At 72.3% G+C, this 15,194-nt stretch carries 15 protein-coding genes and 1 riboswitch; of the genes, 9 read left to right on the top strand and 6 right to left on the bottom strand.

The genetic code is table 11. The features are described from left to right. Window positions 1-100 precede the first annotated feature (100 nt). Complete coding sequence (locus ACQKQD_RS08925) at window positions 101-1,087, top strand: helix-turn-helix domain-containing protein (protein WP_427508134.1); 987 nt, start codon at window positions 101-103, stop codon at window positions 1,085-1,087. 74 nt (window positions 1,088-1,161) lie between these two features. On the opposite strand, the gene ACQKQD_RS08920 is transcribed toward ACQKQD_RS08925, so the two are convergent. Then, window positions 1,162-2,622 (bottom strand): PepSY domain-containing protein, encoded by a 1,461-nt coding sequence (locus ACQKQD_RS08920; protein ID WP_427508133.1) that lies wholly within the window; start codon window positions 2,620-2,622, stop codon window positions 1,162-1,164. Then, window positions 2,616-4,799, bottom strand: coding sequence for a TonB-dependent receptor (locus ACQKQD_RS08915; protein ID WP_427508132.1), 2,184 nt, complete (start codon window positions 4,797-4,799; stop codon window positions 2,616-2,618). The genes ACQKQD_RS08920 and ACQKQD_RS08915 overlap by 7 nt, the downstream gene beginning before the upstream one ends. Before the next feature lie 285 nt (window positions 4,800-5,084). Further along, a riboswitch (cobalamin riboswitch) is annotated at window positions 5,085-5,277 on the bottom strand. A 137-nt stretch (window positions 5,278-5,414) separates the two neighbouring features. Between ACQKQD_RS08915 and ACQKQD_RS08910 the strand changes: the two genes are divergently transcribed. Next, complete coding sequence (locus ACQKQD_RS08910) at window positions 5,415-5,849, top strand: NUDIX hydrolase (protein ID WP_427508131.1); 435 nt, start codon at window positions 5,415-5,417, stop codon at window positions 5,847-5,849. Window positions 5,850-5,991: 142 nt separating this feature from the next. After that, a complete protein-coding gene (locus ACQKQD_RS08905; RefSeq protein WP_427508130.1) occupies window positions 5,992-7,392 on the top strand; it encodes an RluA family pseudouridine synthase in 1,401 nt (466 codons plus the stop codon). Here ACQKQD_RS08905 and ACQKQD_RS08900 read toward each other — a convergent pair. Further along, a complete protein-coding gene (locus ACQKQD_RS08900; RefSeq protein WP_427508129.1) occupies window positions 7,359-8,072 on the bottom strand; it encodes an alpha/beta fold hydrolase in 714 nt (237 codons plus the stop codon). The two genes, ACQKQD_RS08905 and ACQKQD_RS08900, sit on opposite strands and share 34 nt — an antisense overlap. Before the next feature lie 202 nt (window positions 8,073-8,274). Between ACQKQD_RS08900 and ACQKQD_RS08895 the strand changes: the two genes are divergently transcribed. The 4 genes from ACQKQD_RS08895 (at window position 8,275) to ACQKQD_RS08880 (ending at window position 10,712) form a co-directional block, all read left to right on the top strand. Further along, on the top strand, window positions 8,275-8,655 hold the full coding sequence (locus ACQKQD_RS08895; protein ID WP_427508128.1) for a hypothetical protein: 381 nt from the start codon (window positions 8,275-8,277) through the stop codon (window positions 8,653-8,655). 94 nt (window positions 8,656-8,749) lie between these two features. Further along, on the top strand, window positions 8,750-9,415 hold the full coding sequence (locus ACQKQD_RS08890; RefSeq protein ID WP_020093660.1) for an HAD-IA family hydrolase: 666 nt from the start codon (window positions 8,750-8,752) through the stop codon (window positions 9,413-9,415). A 46-nt stretch (window positions 9,416-9,461) separates the two neighbouring features. Beyond that, complete coding sequence (locus tag ACQKQD_RS08885; RefSeq protein WP_427508127.1) at window positions 9,462-10,253, top strand: ATP12 family chaperone protein; 792 nt, start codon at window positions 9,462-9,464, stop codon at window positions 10,251-10,253. A 138-nt stretch (window positions 10,254-10,391) separates the two neighbouring features. After that, window positions 10,392-10,712 (top strand): hypothetical protein, encoded by a 321-nt coding sequence (locus ACQKQD_RS08880; RefSeq protein WP_331298521.1) that lies wholly within the window; start codon window positions 10,392-10,394, stop codon window positions 10,710-10,712. 12 nt (window positions 10,713-10,724) lie between these two features. Here ACQKQD_RS08880 and ACQKQD_RS08875 read toward each other — a convergent pair whose 3' ends face one another. Further along, on the bottom strand, window positions 10,725-11,216 hold the full coding sequence (locus tag ACQKQD_RS08875) for a glutathione peroxidase (RefSeq protein WP_091681331.1): 492 nt from the start codon (window positions 11,214-11,216) through the stop codon (window positions 10,725-10,727). A 224-nt stretch (window positions 11,217-11,440) separates the two neighbouring features. On the opposite strand from ACQKQD_RS08875, the gene ACQKQD_RS08870 reads away from it, so the two are divergent. After that, window positions 11,441-11,701: a DUF6894 family protein gene (locus ACQKQD_RS08870; protein WP_042671770.1), complete on the top strand. Its 261-nt coding sequence runs from the start codon at window positions 11,441-11,443 to the stop codon at window positions 11,699-11,701. A gap of 30 nt (window positions 11,702-11,731) precedes the next feature. Here the strand turns inward: ACQKQD_RS08870 and ACQKQD_RS08865 are convergent, their stop codons facing one another. Continuing rightward, window positions 11,732-12,265 carry a hypothetical protein gene (locus ACQKQD_RS08865; protein WP_042671766.1) on the bottom strand — a complete coding sequence of 178 codons (534 nt, stop codon included), beginning with the start codon at window positions 12,263-12,265 and terminating at the stop codon, window positions 11,732-11,734. A 146-nt stretch (window positions 12,266-12,411) separates the two neighbouring features. On the opposite strand from ACQKQD_RS08865, the gene ACQKQD_RS08860 reads away from it, so the two are divergent. Continuing rightward, window positions 12,412-13,800, top strand: a complete 1,389-nt coding sequence (locus ACQKQD_RS08860; protein ID WP_091979452.1) for an aminotransferase — start codon at window positions 12,412-12,414, stop codon at window positions 13,798-13,800. A gap of 63 nt (window positions 13,801-13,863) precedes the next feature. Here the strand turns inward: ACQKQD_RS08860 and ACQKQD_RS08855 are convergent, their stop codons facing one another. Continuing rightward, window positions 13,864-15,186, bottom strand: coding sequence for an HlyC/CorC family transporter (locus ACQKQD_RS08855; RefSeq protein WP_427508126.1), 1,323 nt, complete (start codon window positions 15,184-15,186; stop codon window positions 13,864-13,866). Window positions 15,187-15,194 lie beyond the last annotated feature (8 nt).

The following is a 15,194-nucleotide window of genomic DNA, read 5'->3' as shown; positions in this document are numbered from 1 at the left end:
TTGCCCCCCGTCTACCTGTTGTGAAGGTAGATTATATACAATAAACGCCGGGGTTCCCGATCTTCGCCACCGGGTGGCGACAGGGGTGCCCAGGCGGCGGATGCAACCGTTTTTCTCGACAGATGGGATTCATCCCAGAAACGCGGTCCGCCAATGGCGGGAACTGGTCTGCGAGCGGCTCGTGCCTGCCGAGATCGAGACGCCGGACGGTCTCCCGTTCCAGGGACGGCTGGACGTGACGTGTATCGGCGCGATGCCGATCTCGCATTTCTGGCACACAACCGTGCGGACCAGAATCACGGACGCCGAAGCGCGACGCCGCGGGAACCCCGATCGGGTTTTCGTGCTCCTGAAGCTGTCCGGACGGGATACAATCCAGCAGCTTGACCGGGAGGCGAAGACCAAGCCTGGCGACCTCATCTTGCTCGACTCGAGTTCATCCGTGATGGAGGCGGAGACCGGCGACTCCTTGGTTATCGATCTGCCGCGCCAGCGTTTCGAGACCGTTCTGGGCCCGTCCCGGCTCTACACCGCGCTCACGGCCGCAGCGGACCTCGCCTCGACGACCCTGACGGGCTCGTACCTTCAGGAACTCGTCCGGGTCAGCGATCGCCTCACTCCTGACGCGGCCGAGCGCATGGCATCGATCGGCGTCGACCTGATCGTGGCGAGCCTCGCCGAACGGATGGCGCAGGAGGCGCCGCGTTCCATCCACGGCAACGTCACGGTCCAGCGCGCCAAGGCCTATATCGAGGCCCATCTGGGCGATCCGAACCTGGACCCGCCCCGGCTCGCCGCCGCGATGGGCGTGTCGTTGCGGCGGCTGCAGGAGCTGTTTCATGAGCGCGGCCGGCACATCTCCGACTACATCTGGGGACGCCGACTGGAGGTGGCCGCCAAGCGCCTGACCGACCCGGCCTGCGCCACCCTGTCGATCGGCCTGTTGGCTTATGGCTGCGGCTTCAGCAGCCAGGCGCATTTCGCGCGCCGCTTCAAGGATCGCTACGACGTGAGCCCCCGTGAATACCGACAGGCGCACAGGCCGGACGTGGAGGTATTTGCGTCCGCCTCCGGTCTGTCGTCCTGATGCGCAGCACGACCGGATCGGAAGCCACCGCCGGGCCGATCTCGACCGCTCGACAGCACACGCTGAAACCGACCTCAGGCGGACAGCGTCCGACGCAGCCTGCGCCAGCCCGCCACGATCCCGGTGACCGCGATGCCCGCCGCCAGGAGATTCAGGACCCACTGGGCCGTATCGTGCAGGGGGCGGTTGCCGGTGAGCCCCGGCAGGTCGAGCCGGTGCGCGGCGTCGAACAGCCAGCGGTTGATCCGGCCCGAGCGGTCCAGGCGCTGGAGGATCGTGCCGTCCCGGGGATCGACGTGGAGCCACGTGGCGGCCGCGTCGCCGAAGCGCAGGCGCAGCACCGGAAGCGGCCGTGGGTCGGCCCCGTGGGGATACCAGTAGGCGTCGTAGGCGTATAGCGGGCGGATCGACCGGAGGGGACCGTCCGCGAAACCGTCTGCCGCGGCCGTCGCGATGCTGCGCGCGTCGAGGGCGGTCGCGCCGTCCGCTGCGACCGTCCGGATGCCGTCCGCCGTCTCGGTGACGATCCACCAGCGTCCGCCAATGGCGGCGAAGCGCAGGGTGCGCGTATCCGGCACGGCGCCATCGCGGAGCCGGTGCGGATCGAGGCCGAGCGCCGGCGGGGTTCCGGGATAGGCGGCGCGCAACGCTACCGGCGGGCTGGTCGCGCTGAACCAGCGGTTCGGGTTCATGGAGATCCAGCCGCTGACGATGAACGTGCTCAAGCCGAGGCCCCCCGCGAGGCCGAGCAGGTGGTGCCAGCGCGCCAGCCCGCGATAGGGCGTGACCGCCCCGGCCGCGTAGCGCCGCCGAAGGCGCAGGCGCCAGATCCCGATCGCGCCTCCACTCAGCGCGCCGAGGGCTGCGAAACCGGAGAGCCACAACAGGATCGTCCGCCACAGCTCCGGCCGGGCCCGCAGCGGCGTGAGGTAGATCCAGTGCGCCACCGAACCCACCCAGTTCCAGCCCCGCTCGAAGCGTGTCGTGTCGAGGGCGATCTCGCCGGTCACCGCAGACACGTAGAGCTCGGTCCCCGCGGCGTCGCCGAGGGCCACCTTCAGGAAGGGCCGGAGCGGGTCGTAGCGGGCCGTGACGGTCCACTGGTCGCGCGCGACCTGCTCGGCCTGCGCAGCCGGAGCACCACCGGCCGCGACACGCAGCGCGTCTGCGGGTGTCAGCGGACCGAGCCGCGCGCCGGTCCGTGCCGAGACCGTCACCTGGGTGCCGTCGTGGCCGGCGATCCGGTAGACCGGCTCGTCGCCTCGCATCTCCAGGCCGAAGGCGGCCGGCACGCCGGCGAGCCCGCCGGCCCGCAGCGCCGCGTCCGGCGCGACCGCGACCTGATCCCAGGCGATCGGGGCGAGCCGCGACAGCCGCTCGGCCTCGGTGAGCGCCGGGAACGGCACGTAGAGCATCACCAGCCCGGAGCCGATCCACAGCGCGAAGAACAGCCCCGCGGCGATCCCGGCCCAGCGGTGGAACAGGAGCAGCCAGCGCCGTCCCGCCTTGCCGAGCCGGCGCGGCAGGCTCACCACGTCACCGTGTAGGCGACCTCGACCGAGCGCGGGCGCCCGAGCAGCCAGTTGGTCCCGACCCCGTTCACGGCGTTGCCCGAGATCGCGTAGACCTTGTCGAACAGGTTGTAGACCCGCACGGACAGGCGCGAATCCGCCGTCACTTGATGGTCCAGGACCGCGTTGACGAGGTTGTAGGCGGGGCGCCGCGCCGTGTTGCCGAAGTCGCTGTAGACCTGCCCGACGTTCTGCAGTCCGACCCGCGCGGTCCAGTCGCGGGTGACGTCCCAGGTCAGCCAGAGGTTGGCCACGCGCTCGGGCACGTCGATCGGCTGGTTGCCGGCGTACGAGACGGTGGCGCCGTTCACCGTCTGGTCGAACCGGTCGTACTGCGCGTGGAGGAGCGCGAGGTTGCCGTCGAGCCGCCAGCCCGGCGCGAAGCGCCAGCCGAGCGCCAGCTCGAAGCCCTGCGAGGACTGGCTCCCCACCTGCGTGGACAGCGTCGGCTGGCCGGGGATCGCCGAGATCAGGTTGTCCTTGACGATCCGGTAGCCCGCGACGGTCCATTCGAGGGCGCCGTCGAAGGCCAGACCCTTGGCGCCGATCTCGACCTGATCGCCGGTCGCGAGCTTGAAGCCCGCCAGCGACTGCGACAGCGTGATCAGGCTGTTCACTGGGTCGGTGGCGAAGCTGTACTGGGCGTAGAGCGCGCTGTCCGGCGTCGGGTTGTAGACGAGGCCGAACCGGTAGCCGAGCGCCCGGTAGGTCTTCTCGAACCGGGATCCCGTCTGCAGATCCTCGCGGTTCAGCGTCGGCACGTCGAGGCGGACGCCCGTGAGGAATGACAGCTTGTCCGACAGGATCACCCGGTCCTCGGCGAAGACCGAGGCCTGGCTCGTCTGCGTCGCGTAGGCCGGGCGCGCCCGGCCGTTCTGCGGGAACAGGCCCGGATCGTAGCCGGTGAGCGGCACGCTGGTGGTCTGGTCGAAGTAGAAGTTGTTGGTGTGGCGGAAGTCGATGTGATTCACGTCGAAGCCGGCCACGAACTGGTTCGGCAGCCCGAACAGGCTGCCCCGGAACGTCGCGTCGAGGCGGTCTCCGACCTGCTCCTGGCTGTGGTAGATCTCCAGGTAGTCGCCCCGGTCCACGAGCCCGGTGCCGCGGTTGTAGCTGTACTGCTCGACGTCGAGCCAGTGGCGCCGGCTGGTCAGCCGGTAGGCGGTGTTGCGGATCGTGATGTCGGCCGAGGGGGACCACTCGGTCTTGAGCTGGGTCCAGTTGTCGGCCCAGGTGATCTTCGCGTCGCGGACGTTGTAGTTGTTGAACCGGATGAGATCCGGGATCCGTCCCTCGACCAGCGGGGTGCCCCAGTAGCGGGCGGGCTCCTGGTAGCCGAGATCGTGGCTCAGGGTGAAGGCGAGGTCGGCGCTCGGCCGGAACAGCAGGGCGGCGGAGACCGCGAGGTTACGGAAATCGCCCTCCGGCCGCATCCAGCCGTCGGCGCGGTTGCCGCTGACGTTGAGGCGGTACGCGAAGGTGTCGCCGTACTCAGCCTGGCCCAGCGGGCCGCCGGAATCGAGGGCGAGCCGCGCGACCCCGTCGGTGCCGATCACCGCGCGGGCGGCGTTGATCGGCACGAAGACCGGCTTCTTGGGCACCACGTTGATGACGCCGCCGATGGCGCCGTCGCCGTAGAGCACCGAGGACGGCCCGCGCAGCACCTCGATCCGCTCGACGTTCCACGTGTCGAACGGGAAGGTCACGGTGTTGGCGCCGACGTAGAAGCGCGTGCCGTCGTAGAGCTGCTGGATCGAGTTCGGGCCGGCGAAGCCGCGGGACGTGAACGCGCCGTTGCCGTTGCCGGGCGCCGCGATGGTGGTGATGCCGGTCGCGTCCTGGGTCACGGCCTCGGCGATCGTGTCCTGGCCGCGCAGCCGCGCGGTCTCGCCCGACACGATGTCGAGGCTGGCCGGCGTCTCCAGCGGCGTCAGGCCGAGGCGGCTCGCGGTCCGGTCGGGGGTGCGCAGGTTGAGGCCATTCGGCGGCAGGCGGCCCGGGTCGCCGCCCGCGCCCGCGACCGACAGCTCATCCAGCGTGACCGCCTCCTGTGCGGCGGCCGGACTGGCGAGGAGCGCGAGGAGAACGCCGCAGAGCGGGGCCCGCCCGCCGAGGCAGGAGCGATGGGTCGATGAAGACATGGGGAAAGCGGTCCGTGCACGGCGCGCGCCGGCCCCCGCGTCCTACAAGCATTGTAATAACATTACAATGCGCGCGCTGTCCGGTAGCCTCTGCCCGTGCGGGCGCGCGACGGCGTCCTGCGACAGGGCTCGAGGGGTTCGGGACGGCGGAGACGGGCATGGGGAACGGCGTCGCGGGCGCGCTTGCTGTGGCACGTCACCGCGAACGAGGCCTCGGCGGCCGCCTCCCCTCGGGACTGGCGGCGCCTCGACACCCGCCAGGACACCCCGCCCGGCGCGTTTCGCGTGTGACCACGGCTGACGGCAGGTCTCCTGGCTCGCGGGTCGCCGCCCTCGCACCGTCTTCCCGGGGTGACCCAGTGACGTGGTGGTGAAGGGCTCGCCGCTTACAGTTGCGGGGGCAGCCGCGGCTTCGGGGCGAACCCCTCACCGCGTTCCCTTTTGATCCCCGAGGGGAACCGTCGAACACAGCTTGGCCGTAGCGGGGGCGGGCGTCAACCGTGTGTCCGGTTGTTGCCGTGGATCGGCGCGCTGTGCGCCGGTCCGTTGCGGCCTCGCCGACGACGGGCTAGCCCCTGCGGGATGACGGTCTGGCGGCCCCCTGCGGAGATTCGCGTGAAGGCGCTGGGTCTGCCCCGGCGCGGCAACAGCCTGCTCGTGGCCGAGGTCCGCGCGGATGACGGGCGGCTGAAAGGCGTCCGGCCGCTCGGCGGCAGCGTCGCGTTCGGCGAGCGAGTCGAGGACGCCCTGATCCGGGAGTTCCGGGAGGAGCTCGGCGTCACCGTCTCGGTGCTCGGCGGCCCCCGCGTCATGGAGAACATCTTCACGCACGAGGGGCAGGTCGGGCACGAGGTGCTGTTCCTGTTCCCCGTCGCCCTGCCGCCGGGGCGGTTCGACGGGCAGGAGCGCTTCGTGTTCCACGAGGATTCCGGCACCGCCTGCGTGGCGCGATGGTGCGATCTGGACGGGCTCGACGTGCCGGGCGGTCCCGACCTCTTCCCCGCCGGCCTGAAGGACCGCCTCCGCGACGCGTGGCGCGCGGAGCCCTGACGGACCGGCCCGGCCCACCGCCTTTGCCGCTCGGCGCGGGCGATGCTACAGCCGGGCAATCCCATCGGTCCGGACGTCCGCGACGCCGCGGCCCATGCGCCCGGACGCTCCGTCCGACGCGGAGACGGGTGCCGGCGGAAGCATGACGATACGACCTCCCAGAAGTGGCGGGCCGACGGGGCGCAAGCCTCAGGCCGGCAAGTCCAGCGCCAGCAAGTTCAGGGGCGGCAAGGCCCAGGCCGACGGCCGCGCCCGCACGGGCCCGCGCACCAGCGCCCGCGACGCCGCCGAGCGCGCGGCCCGCAACCGCGGCGAGGATGCCGGCACCCGCGATCCCTGGGGCGCGCAGGCCGCTGCGGCCCCGGCGCCGGCCCGGCCGCCGAAGCCGCGCCGCGAGGCCGCCGCACCGCGCGACGCCGCGGCGGGCAAGCCCGGCGGCCGGCCGCCGGCCAAGCGCTCGGCGGCCCCCTCCCCGGCCCTCGCCTCTGCCCCCGCGCCCGGTCCGACCCGGCGCGAGCAGCGCGCCGCCGCCTCCGCGACCCTCGCCTCCGGCGTGCAGACCCTGACCGTCGAGCCGGACGAGGCGGGGATGCGGATCGACCGCTTCCTCAACGCCCGCTTCCCGCTCCTGCCCTTCACCCGCGTGCAGACAATCGTCCGCAAGGGCGAGTTGCGGGTCGACGGCAAGCGCGCCAAGCCGAACGACCGGCTGGAGCCGGGCATGAGCGTGCGCGTGCCGCCGCTGCGCCTCGACCAGCCCACCGAGCGGCCGCGCAGCGCCGCCCGCGAGCAGGACGACGCCGCCTTCATCCGGTCGCTGATCCTCTACGAGGATGCCGACATGATGATCCTCAACAAGCCGTTCGGCCTCGCGGTCCAGGGCGGTTCGGGGACGGTCCGGCACGTGGACGGCCTGCTCGACGCCCTCACGGGGCCGGACGGCCAGAAGCCGCGCCTCGTCCACCGGCTGGACAAGGACACGGCCGGGTGCCTGATCATCGCCAAGACCCGGCTCGCCGCCGCGACGCTGGCCAAGAGCTTCCGGTCCCGGGCGGCGCGGAAGATCTACTGGGCGCTCACCGCGGGCGTGCCGCGGGTCCGGCAGGGGCGCGTCTCGACCTACCTCGCCAAGGAGGAGCCCACCGACGCGGACGCGCGGATGCGGGTCGCCAAGCACGGCGACGAGGGCGCGAGCCACGCGCTGACCTACTACGCGATGGTCGATCAGGCGGCCCAGAAGCTGTCCTGGCTGTCGTTCAAGCCGGTCACCGGCCGCACGCACCAGCTGCGCGCCCACGCGGCCCATATCGGCCACCCGATCGTGGGCGACCCGAAATACTTCTCCGTCGAGAACTGGGAGCTGCCGGGCGGCATCCAGAACCGCCTCCACCTGCTCGCCCGGCGGATCGTCATCCCGCACCCGCGGACCGGCAAGCCGGTCGACGTGAGCGCGCCGCTCCCGCCCCACATGGCGCAGAGCTGGAACCTCCTGGGCTTCGACGCCGCACGCTACGACCCGATCGTCGAGGCTCCGGAGGCCTGAGCCCGCAGCCAGGGCACGATCGCGTCCGCCAGCGCGTCCGGGACCTCGAGCGGCAGCATGTGGCCCGACCCGTCGATCACCCTCAGCGTCGCGCCCGGGATGCCGTCGCGGAGCTCCCGCGCCTCGTCGAGGCTGCGCAGGGCGTCCTGGGCCGCCGCCACGACCAGGGTCGGGCAGCCGATCGCGCCGAGGCGGTCGCCATCGGATTCGCGCGCCTGCCCGGCCTGGCGCAGGAAGACCTCTCCGCCGAGCCGGTCGCCCATCTGCCGGATCCGGCTCAGGAGGGCGCCGTCGCCGGCGCGGTCCGGGTGCACCGACTGGAGGATCGCCGACCGGCTGAGGCCCCGGTAGCCCTGCTGGCGGACATGGGCGACCGCGGCGGCCTTCCGGCGCGCCTGGGCCGGCGTGTCGGCCCGCGACGAGGTGGCGACGAGGACCAGCGCCTCCACCCGGTCCGGCACGAGCCGGGCGACCGCGCGGGCGACGTAGCCGCCCATGGAGAAGCCGACGAGCCCGAAGCGCGGCGGCGCCTCCGCGGCGACGCGGCGCGCCATGTCGGCGATGGCGGCGTCCCGCGCGAGGTCGCCGTGCGTGATCGGACCCACCTCGGCGAGGCGCGCGACCAAGTCCGACCAGAGGTCGGTATCGGTCATGAAGCCGGGCAGCAGCACGAGGTTCATCGCCGGATCACCCTTCCCGTCCCCCCAGATAACCGTCACGCGAGCGCCCGTCAGCGCCGCGGCATCTCCGGTGAAAGTCGGGTGCGGTCCGGGCGTCCCGCGCGGCGCATGCCTTGGCAACCGGCCGCGCCGCCTCATATGCTGCCCCGCGCCCCGCCGATCCGCCGCGGGGCCTGTTCCCGGCGGTTCGAGACCCTGACACATGAAGCTCGCGATGCTGGCCTGCCTCGCCGCCCTGTGCCTCACCGGGCCGATCGCGCATGCCGCGCCGGGCGAGACGACCAGGGCGGCGCCGACGGCGAACGGCACCCACCCCCCCGAGACGGCGGCCCCGCATCCGGCCCCGGCGCCCGCCCCGGGCGCGGCGCCCGCGCAGGCCGCCCCGCGCACCGCCAACAGTGCCCGCGCGGAGCGCCGGCGGCGCTCCTACGCGGCCTGCAACCGCGCCTCGCATCAGCGCGGGTTGCGCGGCGGCAAGCGCCGGCGCTTCCTGATCCGGTGCCGGCTCGGCTACGAGCGGACCCGGATCCCCGGCGGCCAGCCCGCCGCGGCCGCGCCGGCCCAGCCGGGCCGGAAGCCGTGACGGGGACCCGCCTCCTTTCACCCGCGCCGTCGGGGCGGCTCGCGGCGCGACTTCCGGCGCGACTTCCGGCGCGACTTCCGGCGCGTCGGTCGCGATGAGGCTCGTCGTCTTCGACGTCGACGGCACCCTCGTCGACAGCCAGCACCTGATCGTGGCGGCCCAGGAGGTGGCGTTCGCGGAGAACGGCCTGCCGGCGCCCGGGCGGCGGGAGGCCCTGTCGGTGGTCGGCCTGTCGCTGCCGCAGGCCTTCCGTCGCCTCGTCGGCGAGGACGGCCCGGTCGCGGAACTCTCGGAGAGCTACAAGCAGGCCTACAACCGCCTGCGGCTCGACCCCGCCCACGAGGAGCCCCTGTTCCCCGGCATGGCCGACCTGCTGACCCGGCTGCACGGGCGCTCCGACGTGCTGATCGGCCTCGCCACCGGGAAGTCGCGGCGCGGTGTCGACCGGCTGATCGCGCATTACGGCTGGGCGGACTGGTTCGCCACGACCCAGAGCGCCGACGACGCGCCGTCGAAGCCGGATCCGACCATGCTGCAGCAGGCGATCCGCGAGGCCGGCTGCGAGCCCGAGGCCACCGTGATGGTCGGCGACACCACCTTCGACATCGCCATGGGCGTGGCGGCCGGTGCGACGGCCGTCGGGGTCGCCTGGGGCTACCATCCGCCGGACGCGCTCTACGGGGCCGGGGCCGTGACGGTGGTCCCGAGTGCCGCCGCGCTGGAGGCGCTGCTCCTCGAGGGGCTCGCGACCGGCTCCTGATCGGGGGAGGCTCGCGCGCGGGGCCGGAAGCGCCTATCTCGCCTCCATGAGCGATCAGACGACAGACTGGCTCGGGCAACCGAGCGACGGTGACAGGCCCGACCCGGTCCGGGCCGCCCGCGGCCACGCCAAGCCGGCCCTGCCCCACCGCTTCTACAAGGAAGCCGGCTTCTCCGAGGATGACGACGGGTTCCGGCTGACCCTGGACGGACGTCCGGCCAACACGCCGGCCCGCAACCCGCTGCGTCTCCCCAGCCGGACCCTGGCCGAGCGCGTCGCGGCGGAGTGGCAGGCCCAGGACACGGCGATCGACCCCGCGCGGATGCCCCTGACCCGGCTGGCCAACACGGCGATCGACGGCGTCACGCCCCGCCTCGCCGAGGTCGCGGCGGATCTCTGCGCCTACGCGGGCACCGATCTCGTGGCCTACCGCGCCGGGGATCCGGAGCGCCTCGTGGCGGCCCAGGCGGAGGCCTGGGATCCGATCCTCGCCTGGGCCCGGGACGCGTTCGGTGCGCGGGTGATCCTGAGCGAGGGCGTCATGCACGTCGCGCAGCCGGCCGACACGATCCAGGCGCTCTCCGCGGCGGTGAACGCGGTGACCGACCCGTTCCGGCTGGCGGGCCTGCACACCCTGACGACGCTGACCGGCTCCCTGCTGATCGCCCTGGCGGTTCTCGAGGGCCGGCTGACACCGGCCGAGGCTTGGTCCGCGGCCCACGTGGACGAGACCTATCAGGCCGCCGTCTGGGGGCGCGACGCCGAGGCGGAGGCCCGCCTCGAGGCGCGCCGGACGGAGTTCGAGGCGGCCGCCGCGTTCGTCGCGGCCGGCGGCTGAGCCCGGGCCGCGGTCCGGCGCGGTCGCGCAGATGCAATTGCGCAACAATCCCGCATTCGCGGCGCCCGCCCCGCGTCGGCGGCTGACAAAGCGCGAACACTGTTTTAGGGTTCGACGCACATTGTGTTCGAGTCGACGATGCGTTCCGATCAGCCTGTCCGTTGCAGTTTTGAAGGCGAACTGGCCAATCTGATCGCGTCGAAACAGTTTTCCCGCGATCTCGACGGGCGCTACGCGCTGTTCGACGCCCTCTCGGACCTCGAGCGCCGAGCACAGGGCGCCGGCGCACCCGCTCTCACCTTGCGCAAGATTGCCGAGATCCGGTTCCTGGCGGGGATCCTGCGCGAGTCGGTGCGCCCGTTCCCGATCGCGCCCCTGCGGACGGTGCTGCGCGTGCGCGAACGGATCGACGCGCGCCGCGCGGTCTCCGCCGAGGCCGCGGATCTCGACGCGGTCTGACGCGGGCGCGGCTCAGGCGGGCTCGGCCAGGGCAGCCTGGATCTTCGCCTCCAGGGCCGCGGGCTTCGTCCCGGGTGCGAACCGGGCGATGACCCGGCCGTCGCGTCCGACCAGGAACTTGGTGAAGTTCCACTTGACCGCCCGCGTGCCGAACAGCCCTGTCCGGGCCCGGGTGAGATGGGCGTAGAGTGGATCGGCGCCCGACCCGTTCACCGCAACCTTGGCGAGCACCGGGAAGCTCACGTCGTAGCGCAGCGCGCAGAAGCTCGCGATCTCGGCGGCGTCGCCCGGCTCCTGCGCGCCGAACTGGTTGCAGGGGAATCCCAGGATCGTCAGGCCCGCATCCCGGTGCCGGCGCCAGAGCGCCTCGAGCCCCTCGTATTGCGGGGTGAAGCCGCAGCGGGAGGCCGTGTTCACGATGAGCAGCACCTGACCGCGATGCTGCGCGAGCGGGTACGGCGTTCCGTCGGCCGCGGAGACGCTGAAATCGTGAACGGTCGTCATGCCCGATCACTCGGGCAAACCGGCCGGATCCGCAAGGCTCGCGCGTCGCGACATGGCGTCGGCCCGCGACGCGGCCCGGCGATCCCGGCCGCGACTCTAACCCCGTATATGGCCGAGCCGGCGGGCGTGGCGTAACGGGTCCGTCAATCGCGGCGACGGGACTCGGCACGGCCGCGAGTGAGGGGTACCCGCATCCCCCGCCTGGACCCGACCGGGACGTGTGGATGCCGCGCTATCACTTCAACATCCACGACGGATCCACGATCCTGGACGGCGCGGGAACGGAGCTGCCGGACTGGCAATCCGCCCGGCTCGAAGCCGTCCGGCGCGCCGGCGACATCCTGAAGCAGGACGCCCAGCGCATCGCCCTCGGCGAGGATTGGCGGATCGAGGTGACGGACCAGACGGGGCTGATCCTGTTCCAGATGACGTTCCTGGTGGTCGAATCCCCGGTCATGCGGCGGCATTCCGGCACCGAGCGCTGACCCGGCCCCGGGTCCGGCCGGTCGCCCGGTTCAGGCCGGCACTTTCCGGACGTCGAAGCTCGGGCCCTGGGGCGTCATCCGGTCGGTGGTGACGATGCGCTCGTCGGCGCCGACGATCCCGAGGCTGACGTCGCGGTCCGGCAGGATGACGGTGGTGCTCTTGTTGACGTGGACCAGCACGTGCCGGCGCAGGGGCACCGAGGCCACGGCCCAGCGCCTGAGCTGCCCGTAATAGGGTTCGCGCCGCCACGCGTTCGCCTGTCCGGGATCGACCTGCACGTTCATGTTGCGGGTGAGCGGATCGAGGCTCAGCACCATCTTGGCGCGGTCCGGCTTCCATTCCGGGCCGAGCCATCCCTCCGTCATCCAGAGGCAGTGGAAGGCCCGGCAATGGTCCGGGCGGGTGGCGTGGATGGCGCAGCCCTGGCCGGCCTTCGTATGGCGGCACCACTGGCCCGCGACGCTCTCGACCGCGGGCACGTCGTAGACCTTGCAGCACAGCGTGCAGGCGCCGCAGGCGCGGCCGGGGGCGGGTTGGGCGACGTAGGCTTCCGGGTTGAGCATCGGTCGGGCGCGGCGAGGGGCGGTGCTGGAGTAGCGCTGGCGGCATGCGTCCGGCAACGGCCGGACGCGGATCCTCCGGGCTACCTGACGGGGCATCGGGTCGGTAGTGTGGCGGCGGTCACCCGCGCACGAGGACCTTGCGAACCATGCTCTCGAACCTCGCGACCCGCGACGTCGAAACCCTCCTCCATCCCTACACCAACCTGTCGACGCACCGACAGACCGGCCCGCTGGTGCTGGAACGGGGCGAGGGCGTGCATGTCTACGACACCGAGGGACGCTCCTACATCGAGGGCATGTCCGGCCTGTGGTGCACGGCGCTGGGCTACTCCAACGCGGAGCTCGTGGAGGCGGCCCGGGCGCAGATGGCGCGCATGCCCTTCACGCACCTGTTCTCCGGCCGCAGCCACGATCCGGGCATCGAGCTCGCCGAGACGCTGAAGGAGCTGATGCCGGTCCCGACCTCGAAGATCTTCTTCACCTCCTCGGGGTCGGAGGCCAACGACACGCAGGTCAAGCTGACTTGGTACTACAACAACGCCCTGGGGCGGCCACAGAAGAAGAAGATCATCGCCCGCCAGAAGGGCTACCACGGTGTCACGGTCGCGAGCGCCTCGATGACCGGGCTCGCCGCGAACCACGCCGACTGGGACCTGCCGCTGCCGGGCTTCCTGCACGTCTCGCCCGCGCACCACTACCGGGGCGCCGAGCCGGGCGAGACCGAGGAGGCCTACTCGGCGCGCCTCGCCGCCGAGCTGGAGGAGACGATCCTGCGCGAGGGGCCGGAGACGGTCGCGGCCTTCATCGCCGAGCCGGTGATGGGCGCGGGCGGCGCGATCGTGCCGCCGCGGGGGTACTTCGCGGCGATCCAGGCGGTGCTGGCCAAGTACGACGTCCGCTTCATCGCCGACGAGGTGATCTGCGGCTTCGGCCGGCTCGGCACGTGGTTCGGCAGCGAGGCGCTGGGGGCCCGGCCCGATTCGATCTCCTTCGCCAAGGCCCTGACCTCGGCCTACATGCCGCTCGGCGGCGTGAGCATCGACGAACCGCTCTACGAGGCGCTGATCGGCCAGAGCGAGAAGATCGGCACCTTCGGCCACGGCACCACCTATTCCGGGCACCCGGTGGCCGCCGCGGTGGCCCTGAAGGCGATCGAGATCTACCGCCGCGACCGGGTGATCGAGGGCGCGGCCGAGAAGGCGCCGCAGTTCCAGCGCCGTCTGTCGGCGCTCGCCGGGCACGACATCGTGGGCGAGGCCGGCGGCCTCGGGCTGATCGGCGGCCTGGAGATCGTCGCCGACAAGGCCAGCAAGCGGCAGTACGACCCGAAGAAGGGCGTGGCCGCCCGCTGCGTCGCCTTCGCGCAGGGCGAGGGGCTGATCGTGCGGGCGCTCGCCGGGGACCGCGTCGCCGTCTGCCCGCCGCTGATCATCGCGCCGGACGAGATCGACGCCCTGTTCGACCGGCTCGGACGGGCCCTGGACCGGACCCGCGACTGGATCCGCGCCGAGGGGCTGGAGGCGATGCCGGGCTGAGGACCGCCCCGCGCGCGTCGCGGCGCGGGCGCGGACCCCGGCCGCGGCGGTCGCCTGCCGCCGTCACACCGCGTCGCGCGGCGCGTCCGGCAGCGCGGCCGCCTGGAGCCCCGCCGCGGTCAGCGGCGTGATGCGGAGCGTGGTGATCCGGTTCTTGGCCTTCCGCAGCACCTGGAAGCGGAAGCCGTGGAAGTTGAAGGCGGTGCCCTGGTCCGGGATGGTCCGCGCCTCGTGGATGACGAGGCCGGCTATGGTGGTCGCCTCCTCGTCGGGCAGGTCCCAGTCCATGGCCCGGTTCAGGTCGCGGATCGGCACGCCGCCGTCCACGTTCACCGACCCGTCCCCCTGCGGGCGCACGCCCGAGACGGTGACGTCGTGCTCGTCGGCGATGTCGCCGACGATCTCCTCCAGGATGTCCTCCAGGGTCACGAGCCCCATCACCTCGCCGTACTCGTCGACCACGAGGGCGAAATGGGTCTTCTTGGTCAGGAAGGCCTTGAGCTGGGCGCGCAGCGACGTCGTGCCCGGCACGAACCACGTCTCCAGGGCCAGCGCCTCGACCTTCAGGCCGGAGGCGTCGCCGCCCGCGGCGTCGAGCGCCCGCAGCAGGTCCTTGGCGTGGAGGACGCCCACGATGTTCTCGGGCGTGCCGCGCCACAGCGGCATGCGGGTGTAGGGCGAGGCCAGCACCGCCCGGACGATGTCCTCGGAGGGCTGGTCGGCGTCGATCGCCCGCATCTTCGTGCGGTGGACCATCACGTCGGAGACCGACAGGTCCGACAGGTCGAGGAGGCCGCCCAGCATGTCGCGCTCGGCCTTGGCGACGCCGCCCTCCCGGTGCATCAGCGCCACCTGCCCGCGCAACTCCTCGGCAGCGGTGAGGATCGACTGGTGCTCGCCGATGGTGACACCGAACGGTTTCAGCATCACCCGCACGACGTGCTCGATGGCGATGGCCAGCGGGCCCATCAGCGCCACCGCGAAGGCCACCGGGCGGGCGGTGAGCAGGGCGGCCCTGTCGGGTTTGGAGATCGCCAGCGTCTTCGGCAGCACCTCGGCGAAGACGATGACCAGCACCGACATGCCGACGGTCGCGTAGATGACGCCGCTCTTGCCGAACAGCGCCGTGAGCACGCTGGTGGTGAAGGCCGAGGCGCCGATCGCCACGATGTTGTAGCCGATCAGCATCGCGCCGATGAAGCGCTCGCGGATCGCCAGGATGCGGTTGACGATCGCGGCGCGCGGGTCGCCCGCCTGCTCCAGGGCGTGCATCCGGGCTCGCGAGGCGGCCGTGAAGGCCGTCTCCGCGCCCGCGAAGAAGGCCGAGAGCAGCAGCGAGATCGCCACGATGCTCGCGGCGAACCACAGGTCGATATGGGTTTCCATCGGGTCCG

The sequence above is a fragment of the Methylobacterium sp. NPDC080182 genome (assembly GCF_050281105.1).
In the GTDB taxonomy this organism is placed as follows: domain Bacteria; phylum Pseudomonadota; class Alphaproteobacteria; order Rhizobiales; family Beijerinckiaceae; genus Methylobacterium.
The sequence above is the reverse complement of the archived record's forward strand: the minus strand, read 5'-3'. Positions and strand labels throughout refer to the sequence as shown.

Coding starts and splice junctions, on each gene's coding strand:
- ACQKQD_RS08915 (WP_427508132.1), bottom strand. CDS start 4,799: ATGTCTTCATCGACCCATCGCTCCTGCCTCGGCGGGCGGGCCCCGCTC.
- ACQKQD_RS08925 (WP_427508134.1), top strand. CDS start 101: ATGCAACCGTTTTTCTCGACAGATGGGATTCATCCCAGAAACGCGGTC.
- ACQKQD_RS08865 (WP_042671766.1), bottom strand. CDS start 12,265: ATGCTCAACCCGGAAGCCTACGTCGCCCAACCCGCCCCCGGCCGCGCC.
- ACQKQD_RS08880 (WP_331298521.1), top strand. CDS start 10,392: ATGCGTTCCGATCAGCCTGTCCGTTGCAGTTTTGAAGGCGAACTGGCC.
- ACQKQD_RS08900 (WP_427508129.1), bottom strand. CDS start 8,072: ATGAACCTCGTGCTGCTGCCCGGCTTCATGACCGATACCGACCTCTGG.
- ACQKQD_RS08890 (WP_020093660.1), top strand. CDS start 8,750: ATGAGGCTCGTCGTCTTCGACGTCGACGGCACCCTCGTCGACAGCCAG.
- ACQKQD_RS08860 (WP_091979452.1), top strand. CDS start 12,412: ATGCTCTCGAACCTCGCGACCCGCGACGTCGAAACCCTCCTCCATCCC.
- ACQKQD_RS08870 (WP_042671770.1), top strand. CDS start 11,441: ATGCCGCGCTATCACTTCAACATCCACGACGGATCCACGATCCTGGAC.
- ACQKQD_RS08875 (WP_091681331.1), bottom strand. CDS start 11,216: ATGACGACCGTTCACGATTTCAGCGTCTCCGCGGCCGACGGAACGCCG.
- ACQKQD_RS08855 (WP_427508126.1), bottom strand. CDS start 15,186: ATGGAAACCCATATCGACCTGTGGTTCGCCGCGAGCATCGTGGCGATC.
- ACQKQD_RS08885 (WP_427508127.1), top strand. CDS start 9,462: ATGAGCGATCAGACGACAGACTGGCTCGGGCAACCGAGCGACGGTGAC.
- ACQKQD_RS08895 (WP_427508128.1), top strand. CDS start 8,275: ATGAAGCTCGCGATGCTGGCCTGCCTCGCCGCCCTGTGCCTCACCGGG.
- ACQKQD_RS08905 (WP_427508130.1), top strand. CDS start 5,992: ATGACGATACGACCTCCCAGAAGTGGCGGGCCGACGGGGCGCAAGCCT.